The organism is Nocardioides sp. CCNWLW239 (genome assembly GCF_037137035.1).
In the GTDB taxonomy this organism is placed as follows: Bacteria; Actinomycetota; Actinomycetes; order Propionibacteriales; family Nocardioidaceae; genus Nocardioides.
Map to the genome: position 1 here is coordinate 757,558 of NZ_JBBBNW010000001.1, position 12,747 is coordinate 770,304.

At 69.9% G+C, this 12,747-nt stretch carries 10 protein-coding genes; 2 read left to right on the plus strand and 8 right to left on the minus strand.

Features of this window, described 5'->3' with window-relative positions; genetic code table 11:
* Nucleotides 1-29 precede the first annotated feature (29 nt).
* The 8 genes from grpE to WBG06_RS03735 all read right to left on the minus strand — a co-directional run bounded on the left by grpE (nucleotide 30) and on the right by WBG06_RS03735 (nucleotide 10,827).
* Nucleotides 30-719 carry a nucleotide exchange factor GrpE gene (grpE, locus tag WBG06_RS03700; RefSeq protein ID WP_336735158.1) on the minus strand — a complete coding sequence of 230 codons (690 nt, stop codon included), beginning with the start codon at nucleotides 717-719 and terminating at the stop codon, nucleotides 30-32.
* Entirely contained in the window at nucleotides 716-2,575 is a 1,860-nt protein-coding gene (dnaK, locus tag WBG06_RS03705) for a molecular chaperone DnaK (RefSeq protein ID WP_336735159.1), read from the minus strand. The genes grpE and dnaK overlap by 4 nt, the downstream gene beginning before the upstream one ends.
* 233 nt (nucleotides 2,576-2,808) lie before the next feature.
* Nucleotides 2,809-3,660: an aldo/keto reductase gene (locus WBG06_RS03710; protein ID WP_336735160.1), complete on the minus strand. Its 852-nt coding sequence runs from the start codon at nucleotides 3,658-3,660 to the stop codon at nucleotides 2,809-2,811.
* A gap of 63 nt (nucleotides 3,661-3,723) precedes the next feature.
* The gene (locus WBG06_RS03715) at nucleotides 3,724-4,314 is read right to left on the minus strand and encodes a hypothetical protein (RefSeq protein WP_336735161.1); all 591 of its coding nucleotides are present in this window, start codon (nucleotides 4,312-4,314) and stop codon (nucleotides 3,724-3,726) included.
* A 91-nt stretch (nucleotides 4,315-4,405) separates the two neighbouring features.
* On the minus strand, nucleotides 4,406-7,327 hold the full coding sequence (locus WBG06_RS03720) for a helix-turn-helix transcriptional regulator (RefSeq protein WP_336735162.1): 2,922 nt from the start codon (nucleotides 7,325-7,327) through the stop codon (nucleotides 4,406-4,408).
* Between the two features lie 95 nt (nucleotides 7,328-7,422).
* Nucleotides 7,423-7,563 carry a hypothetical protein gene (locus WBG06_RS03725; RefSeq protein WP_336735163.1) on the minus strand — a complete coding sequence of 47 codons (141 nt, stop codon included), beginning with the start codon at nucleotides 7,561-7,563 and terminating at the stop codon, nucleotides 7,423-7,425.
* A 90-nt stretch (nucleotides 7,564-7,653) separates the two neighbouring features.
* Nucleotides 7,654-10,563 (minus strand): helix-turn-helix transcriptional regulator, encoded by a 2,910-nt coding sequence (locus WBG06_RS03730; protein ID WP_336735164.1) that lies wholly within the window; start codon nucleotides 10,561-10,563, stop codon nucleotides 7,654-7,656.
* Between the two features lie 141 nt (nucleotides 10,564-10,704).
* Nucleotides 10,705-10,827 carry a hypothetical protein gene (locus tag WBG06_RS03735; RefSeq protein WP_336735165.1) on the minus strand — a complete coding sequence of 41 codons (123 nt, stop codon included), beginning with the start codon at nucleotides 10,825-10,827 and terminating at the stop codon, nucleotides 10,705-10,707.
* Nucleotides 10,828-10,983: 156 nt separating this feature from the next.
* On the opposite strand from WBG06_RS03735, the gene WBG06_RS03740 reads away from it, so the two are divergent.
* On the plus strand, nucleotides 10,984-11,580 hold the full coding sequence (locus WBG06_RS03740) for a nitroreductase family protein (protein ID WP_336735166.1): 597 nt from the start codon (nucleotides 10,984-10,986) through the stop codon (nucleotides 11,578-11,580).
* A gap of 201 nt (nucleotides 11,581-11,781) precedes the next feature.
* Nucleotides 11,782-12,723 (plus strand): type IV toxin-antitoxin system AbiEi family antitoxin domain-containing protein, encoded by a 942-nt coding sequence (locus tag WBG06_RS03745; RefSeq protein ID WP_336735167.1) that lies wholly within the window; start codon nucleotides 11,782-11,784, stop codon nucleotides 12,721-12,723.
* The last annotated feature ends 24 nt before the right edge of the window (nucleotides 12,724-12,747 follow it).

Consider the following 12,747-nt stretch of genomic DNA (forward strand, 5'->3'; position numbering starts at 1 on the left):
GGCTCGGCAGGCTCGACCACCCATGGTTGTCACTCCGGGTCGACGACCAGGACCTGCGCGGCCCTGACCACCCGGTCGCCGATCGTGTAGCCGGCCTTGGCGACCAGCTTGACCGACGTCTCCTCGACCTCCGGGTCGGTGCCCATGTGGCTGAGCGCCTCGTGAAGGTTCGGATCGAAGACGTCGCCCGGCTCACCGAACTTCTTCAGGCCCAGGTTGGTCACGATCTTCTCGAGCTGGTCGGCCACCGCCTTGAAGCCGCCTTCGACCTCGCCGTGCTCGCGGGCACGGTCGATGGTGTCCAGCACCTCCACGATCGGAGCCAGGACCTTGTAGGTCGCGTTCTGCGAGACCAGCTCGCGGTCACGGTCGACCCGCTTCTTGTAGTTGACGTATTCGGCCTGGAGACGCTGCAGGTCGGTGGTCAGCTCCGCGACCCGCTTGTCGACCTCGTCGGCGGCGTCGCCCATGAAGTCCACCTCGCTGTCCTCGGCAACCACGTCGGCCTCGTCCTCGGCCGCCTCGGCGGAGCCATCCTCGTCGGATGTGGCCTCGGCAGCGTCGTCGGAGTCCGAGGCGTCGCCCTCAGGGGCGTCCACCTCGGCCGACTTCTCGTCCGACTCCTCGCCAGCCTTCGTCTCAGGATCGGTCTCGGGCGGGGCCTCGGCGGTCGTCTCCTCGACGGCCTCCTCCGCCCCGCCGGGGCGGCGCTTCGTCACTTCTTGTCGCCCTCTTCGCCCTCGACGGGCTCGTCGACGATCTCGGCGTCGACGACGTCGTCGTCCGCCTCGCCGGTCGCACCGGTGGCGCCGCCGGCAGCGGACTGCTCGGCCTCGGCCGCGGCGTACATGGCCGCACCCATCTTCTGCGAGGACTCACCGAGCTTGGTGATCGCGGTCTGGATGGCGTCCTTGTCGGCCTCGGTGTCCTCGAGGACCTTCTTGAGCGCGTCCAGGTCGGCCTGCACCTCGGTCTTCACGTCGTCCGGGACCTTGTCGCCGGAGTCGGTGATGAACTTCTCGGTGGTGTAGACGAGGCTGTCACCCTGGTTGCGGATCTCGATGGACTCGCGACGCTTGGCGTCCTCCTCGGCGTACTGCTCCGCCTCCTTGACCATGCGGTCGATGTCGTCCTTCGACAGCGCGGAGCCGCCGGAGATCGTCATGGACTGCTCGCGGCCCGAGGCCTGGTCCTTGGCGGAGACGTGCACGATGCCGTTGGCGTCGATGTCGAAGGCGACCTCGATCTTCGGTACGCCACGCGGCGCCGGCGGGAGACCGGTGAGCTCGAAGTTGCCCAGCGGCTGGTTCTCCGACCACATCGGGCGCTCGCCCTGAGCCACCTTGATCTCGACGCTGGGCTGGTTGTCGTCAGCCGTCGTGAAGATCTCGGAGCGCTTGGTCGGGATCGTGGTGTTGCGCTCGATCAGGGTGGTGAAGACACCGCCCTTGGTCTCGATGCCGAGGCTCAGCGGGGTGACGTCGAGGAGCAGGACGTCCTTGACCTCGCCCTTCAGCACGCCGGCCTGCAGCGCGGCACCCACGGCGACGACCTCGTCGGGGTTGACGCCCTTGTTGGGCTCCTTGCCACCGAGCAGGCTCTTGACCAGGTCGGTGACGGCGGGCATCCGGGTCGAACCACCGACCAGGACGACGTGGTCGATGTCCTTGAGGGCGACACCGGCGTCCTTGAGGACCGACTCGAACGGCTTCTTGGTGCGGTCGAGCAGGTCAGCGGTGATCTTCTGGAACTCCGCCCGGGTCAGGGTCTCCTCGAAGTGGAGGGGGCCGGACTCACCGTGGGTGATGTAGGGCAGGTGGATCGAGGCGTTCTGGCTCGAGGAGAGCTCGATCTTCGCCTTCTCGGCGGCCTCCTGGAGGCGCTGCGCGGCGATCTTGTCGGCGGCCAGGTCGACGCCGTTGGCCGCCTTGAACTTCTCGACCATCCACTTGACGATCGCGTTGTCCCAGTCGTCACCACCGAGGTGGTTGTCACCGGAGGTCGCCTTCACCTCGACGACGCCCTCACCGATCTCGAGCAGGGAGACGTCGAACGTGCCGCCACCGAGGTCGAAGACGAGGATGGTCTGGTCGTCGCCCTTGTCGAGGCCGTAGGCCAGCGCCGCGGCGGTCGGCTCGTTGACGATGCGGGAGACGTTGAGGCCCGCGATCTCACCGGCCTCCTTGGTGGCCTGGCGCTGCGCGTCGGAGAAGTAGGCCGGGACGGTGATGACCGCGTCGGTCACCGTCTCGCCGAGGTAGGCCTCGGCGTCGCGCTTGAGCTTCTGCAGGACGAACGCGCTGATCTGCTGCGGCGTGAAGTCCTTGTCGTCGATGTTCACCTTCCAGTCGGTGCCCATGTGACGCTTGACGGACTTGATGGTGCGGTCCACGTTGGTGACGGCCTGACGCTTGGCCACCTCACCGACGAGCACCTCACCGGACTTGCTGAACGCGACCACGGAAGGCGTCGTACGGGCGCCTTCGGCATTCGCGATGACGGTGGCCTCGCCACCCTCCAGAACCGAGACGACCGAGTTGGTGGTCCCGAGGTCGATACCGACGGCACGTGCCATCTTTGCTACCTCCGCTTGTTGAAGCTGTGTGTATGTGGGCGCCGCCCAGCGGCTGACGCTGAGTCTCGCAAACAAGTTGAGCCGATTCAACTCAACTTCGTTCACTGTCCACAACGAAGACCCTACGCCCCCTATTCCAGCCCCGCCCAGATTCATGCCGAGTCGGCCCGTCTTGACCGAAAACCAAGTCGAGTCGGCCCGTCATGACGGGCCGACTCGGCGGAAGGCGGGGATCAGAAGGACGGGATCCAGTCGAAGGTGTCGGGGTTGGGGCCGGAGCGGCCGGACTCGCCCTTGTCGAGGGCCGCGAGGGCGGCGACCTGCTCGGCGCTCAGCTCGAAGTCGAAGATCGCCAGGTTCTCCTCGAGCCGCTCGCGGCGTACGGACTTGGGGAAGACGATGTCGCCGCGGTCGATCTGCCAGCGGAGCAGGACCTGGGCCGGCGACCTGCCGTGCGCCGAGGCGATCTCGGCGACCACCGGGTCGGTGAGCTCACCGCCGCCCTGACCGAGCGGCGACCACGACTCGACCTTCGCGCCGTGGCGCAGGGTGGCCTCGCGGGCGGCCTCGTTGGCGAAGTAGGGGTGGACCTCGATCTGGTTGACCGCCGGGACCACGCCGGTCTCGGCGACGATCGTGTCGAGGTGGTCGGGCTGGAAGTTGGAGACGCCGATGGAGGTGGTGAGGCCGGCCTCGCGGAGGCCGACGAGGGCCTCCCACGTCTTCGCGTACGTCCCGTCGTACTGCGTCGGCAGCGGCCAGTGGATCAGGAACAGGTCGACACGGTCCAGGCCGAGGAGCTCCAGGGACCTCTCGAGCGATGCCTTCGCCTTGGCCGGGTCGTGCTGGGAGTTGTTGAGCTTGGTGGTGACGTAGACGTCCTCGCGGGCGAGGCCGGCGCTCTTCAGCGCGGCGCCGACGCCGGCCTCGTTCTGATACATCTGCGCGGTGTCGATGTGGCGGTAGCCGACCTCGAGGGCCTGGCTCACCACCTGCTCCGTCTCGTCCTGGGGAACCTGCCAGACGCCGAGACCGAACTGCGGGATCGAAGTGCCGTCGTTGAGCTTGATCGTGGGAACCGTCATGTCCACATACAACCAAGCGGATCCAGACCTATTCCAGCCTCGGCGCCAGCCTCGGTTCCAGCCTCAGCCGATCGTCACGCTCACCACGTTGGAGTAGGTGCCGGCGTCGACGTCCTTCATCCGGAACCGGTGCTTCCCGACCCGGCCGGTCTGGATCGCGGTGGAGAACTGCTCGCCGGTGACCGACACGTCGGGGATCCCGAACTCCTCCCAGCCCTGCCCCTCGTCCCGCTCCAGCCGGAGGATGGCGCCCTCGCCACCGGGGTAGATCCCGGTGAGGTCGATCCGCTCCATCGGCTTGGCCACGACGATGCCGGCCTGGAGGGTGATCTCCTTCTTCGCCGGTTTCTCCTCCACCGTCTTCGACGGGGACGGGCTCGCGGAGGCCGATCCGGTCTTCTTCTCGGGAGCGCTCGTGGGCGAGGCGTGGAGCGTGACTGCCGGAGCGCCGGCCGCCTCGGTCCGCTTCGGCGACGGGGCGTAGAGCGAGGCACCTGCGTCCGGATCGGTGGCCTGGTCGCTGGAGCCACCGCCGAGACCCATGATGTTGACACCGACAAACATCGCAAGCCCTACGATCAGCCCCACTCCGACCGCGACCGCCGCGAGCGCCGTGACCCCCGCCGCGATCGGATGCTTCGCTCCCTGCTTCACATCTGCTCCTCAGCGTGCCGCCACAACCGTCCCCACCGACGCCTGGTGCTGGTGACAATTCAGCCACACGTTGCCAGCGAGCACCAGGAAATCAGCTGATCAGCTCCTGGCGGCGCGCGATGGCCGCCGCCTCCGTACGGCTCCCCGCCCCCAGCTTCCCGAGGATGTTGGAGACGTGCACCGAGACCGTCTTCGTGGAGATGAACAGCTGCTTGCCGATCTCGCCGTTGCTGCGTCCCGCCGCGACCAGCGTCAGGATCTCGCTCTCCCGCGGGGTCAGCGCCGTCGGCGTCGCCTGCGGCTGTCTGACGGCCGTCGCGCCGAGCGCCTTCAGCTCGTCGAGCAGCGGCTGCAGCCCGAGCCGCTTCGCGGTCTCCCGCGCCTTGCCGGCGGTCACCCGCGAGCCGGCGACGTCGCCCGTGGCGCGCTGGATGGCTGCGTACGTGGTCCGGACGGCGGCCAGCCCAGGGACGTCGCCGTAGGCCTCGACCTGCTGCTCAGCGCGCGCCCAGGCCGCGAGCAGCGACTCCTGCGGCGGGGCATCGATGCCGGCCAGCCAGTGGACGCGGAGCACTTCCGCCTCCAGCCTCGCGGCCCAGGCGCGGCCCTCCGGCCCCCATTCACCCGGCTCGTACTGAGCAACCACCTGCTCGCCGTCGTTGCGCAGCCCGTCGACGGCCTCCACCAGAGCTGGCCACTGCGCGGCCGGCAGAGAGGGCAGCATCTGCGCGATCGCGGACGCCGCCACGACCGCCAGCCGCACCCGGCCACCGAACCACTCGGTCCAGAACTGGGAGAGCGTCTCGACCGTGTCGGCGTAGACCGAGAGGACGGCCGCGTGGTCTCCGGCGCGGCCCGCCGCGATCATCTCCACGGTGGAACCGTAGAGCGCCACCAGACCCTCCTCGGTCCAGAAGGGGCGCAGCGCGGCTGCGGCGGCGCCGACCGATGCCCCCTGCGCCTGCTCCATCATCATCCGGAGGACGTCGAGGACCGCGACCGGGATCGGCGGCGCGTCGGGGAGGTTGCCGCCGGTCAGCGCCAGCGCCTCGTCCCACTCCCCCAGGACCATCTGGATCCGGACGATGTCGGCACGGGCCCCGGCGGCGTAGAGCGACCACTGCAGCGACTCTCCGCCCACCTCGTCGATCACCGCCCGGAACCACCTCAGCGCCTCCCGGTGGTCCCCGGCCTCGTCGTAGGAGCGCCCGAGCGTGAACAGCCCCCGGCTCACGGCGTACGTCGACCCGACCCGGCGCGCCTGGTCGATGGTCTCGCGCAGCACCTGGCGGAAGCCTTCGACCTTGTCGCCGCCACCGCGGCCGGTGCGTACCTTCAGCATCGACAGGCTGGTGGCCATGTCGGAGGCCAGCTTGGAGAGGCTGTGCCGCTCGGCGATCTCGATGCCCTCCAGGCCCACCGCCTCGGCTTCGTCGCTGCGGCGGAACGCCACCAGCATCCGGGTGCGCACCGCGAGCACGGCACACCGCGCCTTGGGCTCGGCATCGTCGGGCAGGGCGGTCATGGCCTCGCTGGAGTAGCGCAGCGGATCGCCGTTCTCCATACCGAGCGCGGCCTCGGCCCGGGTGGCCAGCAGCAGGGCCCGCCCCACCGACGGCGTCGCCGGGATGGCGTCGAGCCGCTCCCCCAGGATCGCGTCGGCGCGCGAGGGCAGCCCGGCCATGATGAGCGTGTCGGCCGCCCGCTCGTAGACCCGGTCCAGGTCGACTCCGGCCGCTTCGGCGACCTTCGGGTCGGCGGCCAGACCGAGCGCCTTCTCGTAGTGGTGGGCCGCCTCGCCGACACCACTGACGTTGCGGGCCTCCTCTGCCGCGGCGATGCGGGCCCGCAGCGCGGTCGCGAGGTCACCGGCGTGCTTGGCGTGCAGCGCGAGCTCGGCGGCCGCGCCCAGCCCTGGCGTCTCCTTCAGCACCTCGGCGAACCGGGCGTGCAGGCGCACCCGCTCACCCGGGAGCAGGTCGTCGTAGACCGCCTCGGCGAGCAGCGCGTGGCGGAACGTGTAGCGCGATCCCGTCGGCTCCAGCACCTTCTGCTCGACCGCGGTGCGCAACGCGTCGTCGAGCTCGTCGGTCTTCATCTCGGTCACCGCGGCGAGCAGCTCGTGGGTGACGCGGCGCCCGGCGATCGAGGCGGTGCGCACGACGCTGCGGGCCGCCCCGTCGAGACGGTCCAGGCGCACCAGCAGCAGGTCGGCGAGGTCGACCGGGAGGTCGTCGTCGCAGCAGGCCTGCACCAGCTCCTCGACGAAGAACGCGTTGCCCTCGGCGCGACGTACGACTCTCTCGGTGTCGATCTTGGACCCGTGGGGCGGAGCCAGCTCGCGGACCAGCTCGCGGACCGAGTCGTCGGAGAGCGGCTCGAGCACGATGCGCTCGACGTCCGGCAGCCGACCCCACTCCCCCACCTGGCGGCGCAGCGGGTGGCGGCGGTGGATGTCGTCGGCACGATAGGACGCGACCATCGCGACCGGACCGACGTAGGGCCGGGTGAAGAGGTAGGTCAGCAGGTCCCGGGTGGACTGGTCGGCCCAGTGGGTGTCCTCGACCACGACCAGCAGCGGCGCCTTCTCCGCGGCGGCCTCGAAGAGGGTGTGGACGGCGTCGAAGAGCTGTCCCCGGTCGGTGCCGGTCGCCGCGGATCCCTGGTTGGCGCCCATCACCCGGCGTACGGGCCTCAGCCTGGCCAGCGCCGGATAGTCCGCCGCCACCCGCTCGACCACCTCGGGCAGGTCGGCGACGATCCGGTCGAGGATCTCCGAGAACGGCATGTAGGCCACCGCGCTCTCACCGAAGTCGACGCAGTGTCCCGCGTGCACCTGCCAGCCGTCGGTCACCGCGCGGTCGCGCAGCGCGGTGAGCAGCCGGGTCTTGCCGACACCGGCGTCACCGGCGAGGAGGACGTGCTGGCGCCTGCCATCGGTTGCCGCGGCGGTGGCGTCTGCCGGGCCGGTCGAGCCGACCCCGAGCAACCCGGTAAGGGTCTGCAACTCCACGTCGCGACCTACGAATGACCGAGCACTTTGCGCCATGGGCTCTATCATCGCGCCTCCGGGCCCGGGATTCTCCCGCATTACCGTCCTCCGAGGACTCAGTTGTGTATCGAGTCCATCCGGCGCGGACGGCGCCGCTTCACCTGGCGGGCGAGCCGGTCGGCCGCGGTCGCGCTGCGGATGCTCTGGCGGCGGTACGTCAGCTCGGCGTCGTAGCTGATCTGGTTGGTGTAGGTCATGTATCCAGGTTCGTCTCCTGAGGTAGTCCCACGCATGAGGCGGCTGCCTTAGGCGTACGTCACGGGTGCCTCATTCGGCCGTGATCCGGATCACTCCACCAGTCCCCGACGCCGACCGATGGCGGCGGCCTCGGTGCGCCCGGAGGCGCCGAGCTTGGCCAGGATGTTGGAGACGTGGACCGAGACGGTCTTGGTGGAGATGAACAGCTGGTTGCCGATCTCACCGTTGCTCCGCCCGGCTGCGACGAGGGCCAGGATCTCGCTCTCTCGGCCGGTGAGCTGTCCGGAGGGAACGGTCGCCGACCGCTGCGGCGTCGTGCCGAGCGTACGCAGGTGCTCGAGCAGCGGCTCGGCACCGAGCTGCTTCGCGGTCTCCCGGGCCTGGTCGGCGAGCTGCCGGGCACCGGCGGTGTCACCACCCGCACGGAGCACCTCGGCCAGGCGGGCTCGCGACCAGGCGAGCTCGTGGACCTGCGTGAAGGCCTCGAAGGCCGCCACCGTCTTCCGCCAGGCGTCGACGAGGCTCTCCTGAGCTGGCGGGTCGATGCCGGCGAGCCAGTGGACGCGGAGCGCCTCCGCCTGCAGCCGTGCCGTCCACGCCTGTCCTTCCAGCCCCCACGTCGGCTTCGCCGTGGCGGGCCGGATGCCCTTCGCGACGATCCGGTCCACCTGCTCCACGACCGGCCGGCGATCACCAGCCGGCAGGCCCGGAACGGCCGCACCGAGTGCGCTGACAGCGACGGCGGCGAGCCGCGCGTTGCCGCCGAACATCTTGCCCCAGGTGCGGCCGAGGGCCTCGACGCCCGCGTCGTAGGCCTCGATGACCGCATCGATGTCCCCACGCGCCCCGGCCGCCTTGATCTCCACCGACACCGACTCGCTAGCGGTCGCGATCTCCTGCTTCCACGTCGGTCGCAGGCGGCGGGCCTGCTCGCCCCGGTCGACGCCCCGGTCCTGCTCGATCATCAACCGGTTGGCCTCCAGCCACGGCGAGAGCGCCGGCGGGATCCCGTACACCTCGGTGAGCGCGAGCGCCTCATCCCACCGGCCGGCCTTGTAGAGGTGGCCGAGCCAGGCGACCCGGGCATCGAACGCGTACGGCGCCCAGGGCACACCACGCTCGATGCCGAGCAGATAGGCGTTGCGGTAGCTCTCCCCGGCCTCGTCGAGACGGTCGGCGGCATCCAGGGCGAAAGCGAGCTGGATCCGCGCTCTCAGCTCCGGGTGCAGCGCACCGGCCTTGGCCGCTCTGTCCACGGCCGCTCGGAGAGGCTCGATCCGGGTCCGGGGCGGGCGCCCCCAGGTCCCGGCCAGCGTCGCTGCCACGTCCGCGGCGAGACCGGTCCGGCCGAGCTCGTCGGCCAGCGCCAGCGCCTCCTGACCGGCCCGCTCGGCGTCGTCGTGACGGCGGTAGATCATCAGCACCCGGGCGTACGCAGCGAGCAGCCGCGCGCGCACCATCGGCGGGGCATCCTCGGGGAGCTCGGCCATCGCCTCCTCGGCGAGCGCCTCCACCGCGACCTCGTTGACGTAGGCGAAGCTGGTCTCGATCTCGACCGTCATCAGCTGCGCCCGCCACAGTCCGGGCGCATCAGCCGGGAGCGACTCCCGCTGCTCACGAGCCAGCTTCCCGGCCCGGTCGGCATGGCCGGCGGCCACCATCGCGTCGCTGGCCTTGACCACCAGGTCGACGAGCCGCTGGATGTCGTGATCGGAGCCGGCGCGGCCGGCCAGCAGGGCGATCGCCTGCTGATAGTGCTGGGAGGCCTCGTCGGGACCACCGGTGGCTGCGGCCTCGTCGCCGGCCGCGATCCCGGCGCTGAGCGCGGTCTCGTGATCCCCGGCGAGGCGAGCATGGCGCGCCAGGACGGCCGAGCTGCCGGTCGACAGGTCGCCGCTCAGCGCCTCGACGTACCGCTGATGGAGCCGGACCCGCTCGCCCGGGAGCAGGTCGTCGTAGACCGCCTCCCCGAGCAGAGCGTGCCGGAAGACGTAGTAGCCGTCCTCGCGCGGCACCAGGATCGCGCGCTCGATCGCCTGCCTCAGTCCGGCGTCGAGGGTGGCGCGGTCGAGGCCGGCGACGGCTTCGAGGAGCTCGTCGCTGACGTCGCGGCCGGCCGCGCTGGCGGTGTCGACCACCTCGCGCGCGGTCGCGTCGAGCTGATCCAGCCTGATCAGCAGCAGGTCCGCGAGATCCCAGGGCAGCTCGTCGGCACCCGATGCCTGCACCAGCTCTTCGACGAAGAAGGCGTTGCCCTCGGCACGACGTACGACGCTCTCCACGTCGATCCCCGGATCGCCGGCCGGCGCATCGGCCAGCTCAGCGACCAGGAGACGTACGTCATCGTCCGAGAGCCGCCCGAGGTGGAACCGCTCGACCGACGGCAGCCGGGCCCACTCGGCCAGCTGGCGGCGCAACGGGTGGCGGCGGTGGAGATCGTCGGCACGGTAGGAGGCGACGAGGGTGACCGGGCCGGTGAACGGCCTGGTGAAGAGGAAGGTGAGCAGGTCACGGGTCGACTGGTCGGCCCAGTGGGTGTCCTCCACGACGACCAGCACCGGCGCCTTCTCGGCCGCGCGTTCCAGCAACGCATGGATAGCGGCGAAGAGGTTGCCTCGGTCGAGTGCCTCCTGGTCGGCGGTGTCAGCCCCGCCGAGCACACGCGCCACCGGCGCCATCCGCAGGAGCGCCGGATGCACGTCGGCGACCTGCGCCACCGCCTCGGGCAGCGCGGTCGTGATGTTGTCGAGGATCTCGGTGAAGGGAAGGTACGCCTCGGCGCTGTCGCCGAAGTCGAGGCAGTGCCCGACGAACGCCTGTCGGCCGTCCGCCACGGCTCGGCCACGCAGCTCGCGCAGGATCCGGGTCTTCCCGACGCCGGCGTCACCGGCGAGGAGCACGTGCCTGCTCGCGGGGTTCGCCCCGGCGATACCGGCCATTCCTGCCAGGGTCTCCAGGTCGGCGTCACGTCCGACGAGCCTCTCGGTGCTTTGCGCCATAGGGGCCATCATCGCGCCTACGCCTCCAGCGGGTTGGTCAAACGGTCGACACCACCGTGCTCCGGACGTGGAACGACGCCGAGCCGGATCTCTCCTGCTCGGCGTCGTTCCCGTTCGTGACTGCCGTCGTGCGGCCGCATCTCAGCGGGTGCGGTCGCGCCGTGCCTGACGGGCCAGGTTGGCCCGCTGGCGCTTGACCAGGTCCTTCTGGATCTGCTGGCGGCGGTACTTGACCTCGGCTTCGTAACCTGCGGTGCTGAACATCTCGGTTCTCCTGGTTCGGTGTGTCCTGCTGACACCGAGAAGATTCCTCCGCTGAGGTAGGGAGCCGGATCGGTCGCCCGCCCTACTTTCCGGTCTCGGTGCCTTACGTGCCGACCTAGGTCACGGGCTCGATGCCTTAGACGGGACACTTCACCTATGGAGTTCTCCGAGGTCGTACGCCGCCGCAAGATGGTCCGCAACTACACCAGCGATCCCGTGGATCCGGCGGTGATCGACAAGATCCTGCACAACGCCACCAGGGCGCCGTCGGCTGGTTTCTCCCAGGGATGGGCCTTCCTCGTGCTCGACACCCCCGAGGACGTACGCCGCTACTGGGAGGCGACCGCCGATGTCGACCACCCCGACGAGTGGCTGGCCGGGATGATGCAGGCGCCGGTGATCGTGATCCCGTGCTCCTCCAAGGCGGCCTACCTCGACCGTTACGCGCAGCCGGACAAGGGGTGGACCGACCGCGACGAGGCCCACTGGCCGATGCCGTTCTGGCACATGGACACCGCGATGGCGACCATGCTGATCCTGCAAACGGTGGTCGACGAGGGCCTCGGGGCGCTCTACTTCGGCATCCCGCCGGAGTCCGACGCCGCGGTCCGCAAGGCCTTCGACATCCCCGACACCTTCGACCCCATCGGCGCCGTCACCATCGGCCATCCCGCCACCGGCGGCGCCAAGGGCTCGCCCACCCGCCGCAAGCGCACCCCGCTCGAGGAGGTCGTCCACCGCGGGCGGTGGTGAGGGGGTGGATGTTCGTCTAGGTATGCAGACGAGCATCCACTTCCCTCGCGGAGTTCCACGTGGGGAGTGACGGTTCGGCTGCGTACCTAGACCAACATCCGCCGGGCCGACAGCCATCCACAGGGGTGTCTCGCGCACGGGTTATCCACATGCGCCCACATCGGGCTGGAATCGCCTGCGCTTCCAGGCGACGGTCGTGCCATGGATGAGCTGGATCTTGCCGTCGTACGAGACGGCTTCTTCACGCGACAACACGCCAAGGCGGCGGGCTACGCCGACCGCGAGATCACCACGATGGTTCGACGCAAGGAGTGGCATCGGGTGAGAAGGGGCGCCTACGCCCCGGCGGCCATGTGGGCGGAGCTCGACGACGTCGGCCGTCACCGGGTGCGCTCCAGTGCCGTGCTCCACGCGCTCGGGCCGAGGGTGGCATTGAGTCATGCGTCAGGAGTCGTACGCCACGACATCGACCTCTGGCGGGTTCCGCTCGACCGCGTGCACGTCACCCGGCTCGACGGAGGTCCGGGCCGGATCGAGGGTGACGTGGTGCACCATGAAGGGTTCGTCGGCCACGACGACATCGTCGAGGTGAACGGTCAACGGGTGGTGCGCCCGGAACGGTGCGTACTCGAGACCGCATCACGCATCGACACCGAGGCGGCCTGGTGCCTGCTCGACTCAGGCCTGCGGAGCACGAGGTTCGACCGGGAGCAGCTCGACGCGGCGTACTCGATCATGGAGCACTGGCCCTTCATGCGCCGCGTGGGGACGGTGCTGCCCTTCGCCGACGGGCGGTCAGGATCGATCGGCGAGTCGCGAGGCGCCGCGATGTTCAAACGCTACGGCGTCCCCCGGCCCATCCTGCAGTACGAGGTGCGGCGTCCCGACGGCACGCTCGCGGGGATCACCGACTGGGCATGGCCTCAGTTCGGGCTGCTCGGCGAGTTCGACGGGAGGGTCAAGTACGGCAGGCTGCTCAAACCGGGCCAGGAACCCGGGGATGTGGTGTTCGAGGAGAAGCGCCGCGAGGACGAGCTGCGTGAGCTGACCAGGTCGATGATGATCCGATTCATCTGGTCCGACTACGACCGCCCCGCCGAGTCGATCGAGCGGCTCTTTCGGGCGATGCGTCGGGCAGGGTGACCGTGGGTGGATGTTCGTCGAGGT

What these genes read in the sequence shown, in the direction of transcription:
- dnaK (WP_336735159.1), bottom strand. Translation starts at nt 2,575, where the DNA reads ATGGCACGTGCCGTCGGTATCGACCTCGGGACCACCAACTCGGTCGTC.
- WBG06_RS03710 (WP_336735160.1), bottom strand. Translation starts at nt 3,660, where the DNA reads ATGACGGTTCCCACGATCAAGCTCAACGACGGCACTTCGATCCCGCAG.
- WBG06_RS03725 (WP_336735163.1), bottom strand. Translation starts at nt 7,563, where the DNA reads ATGACCTACACCAACCAGATCAGCTACGACGCCGAGCTGACGTACCGC.
- WBG06_RS03730 (WP_336735164.1), bottom strand. Translation starts at nt 10,563, where the DNA reads ATGGCGCAAAGCACCGAGAGGCTCGTCGGACGTGACGCCGACCTGGAG.
- WBG06_RS03735 (WP_336735165.1), bottom strand. Translation starts at nt 10,827, where the DNA reads ATGTTCAGCACCGCAGGTTACGAAGCCGAGGTCAAGTACCGCCGCCAG.
- WBG06_RS03740 (WP_336735166.1), top strand. Translation starts at nt 10,984, where the DNA reads ATGGAGTTCTCCGAGGTCGTACGCCGCCGCAAGATGGTCCGCAACTAC.
- WBG06_RS03745 (WP_336735167.1), top strand. Translation starts at nt 11,782, where the DNA reads ATGGATGAGCTGGATCTTGCCGTCGTACGAGACGGCTTCTTCACGCGA.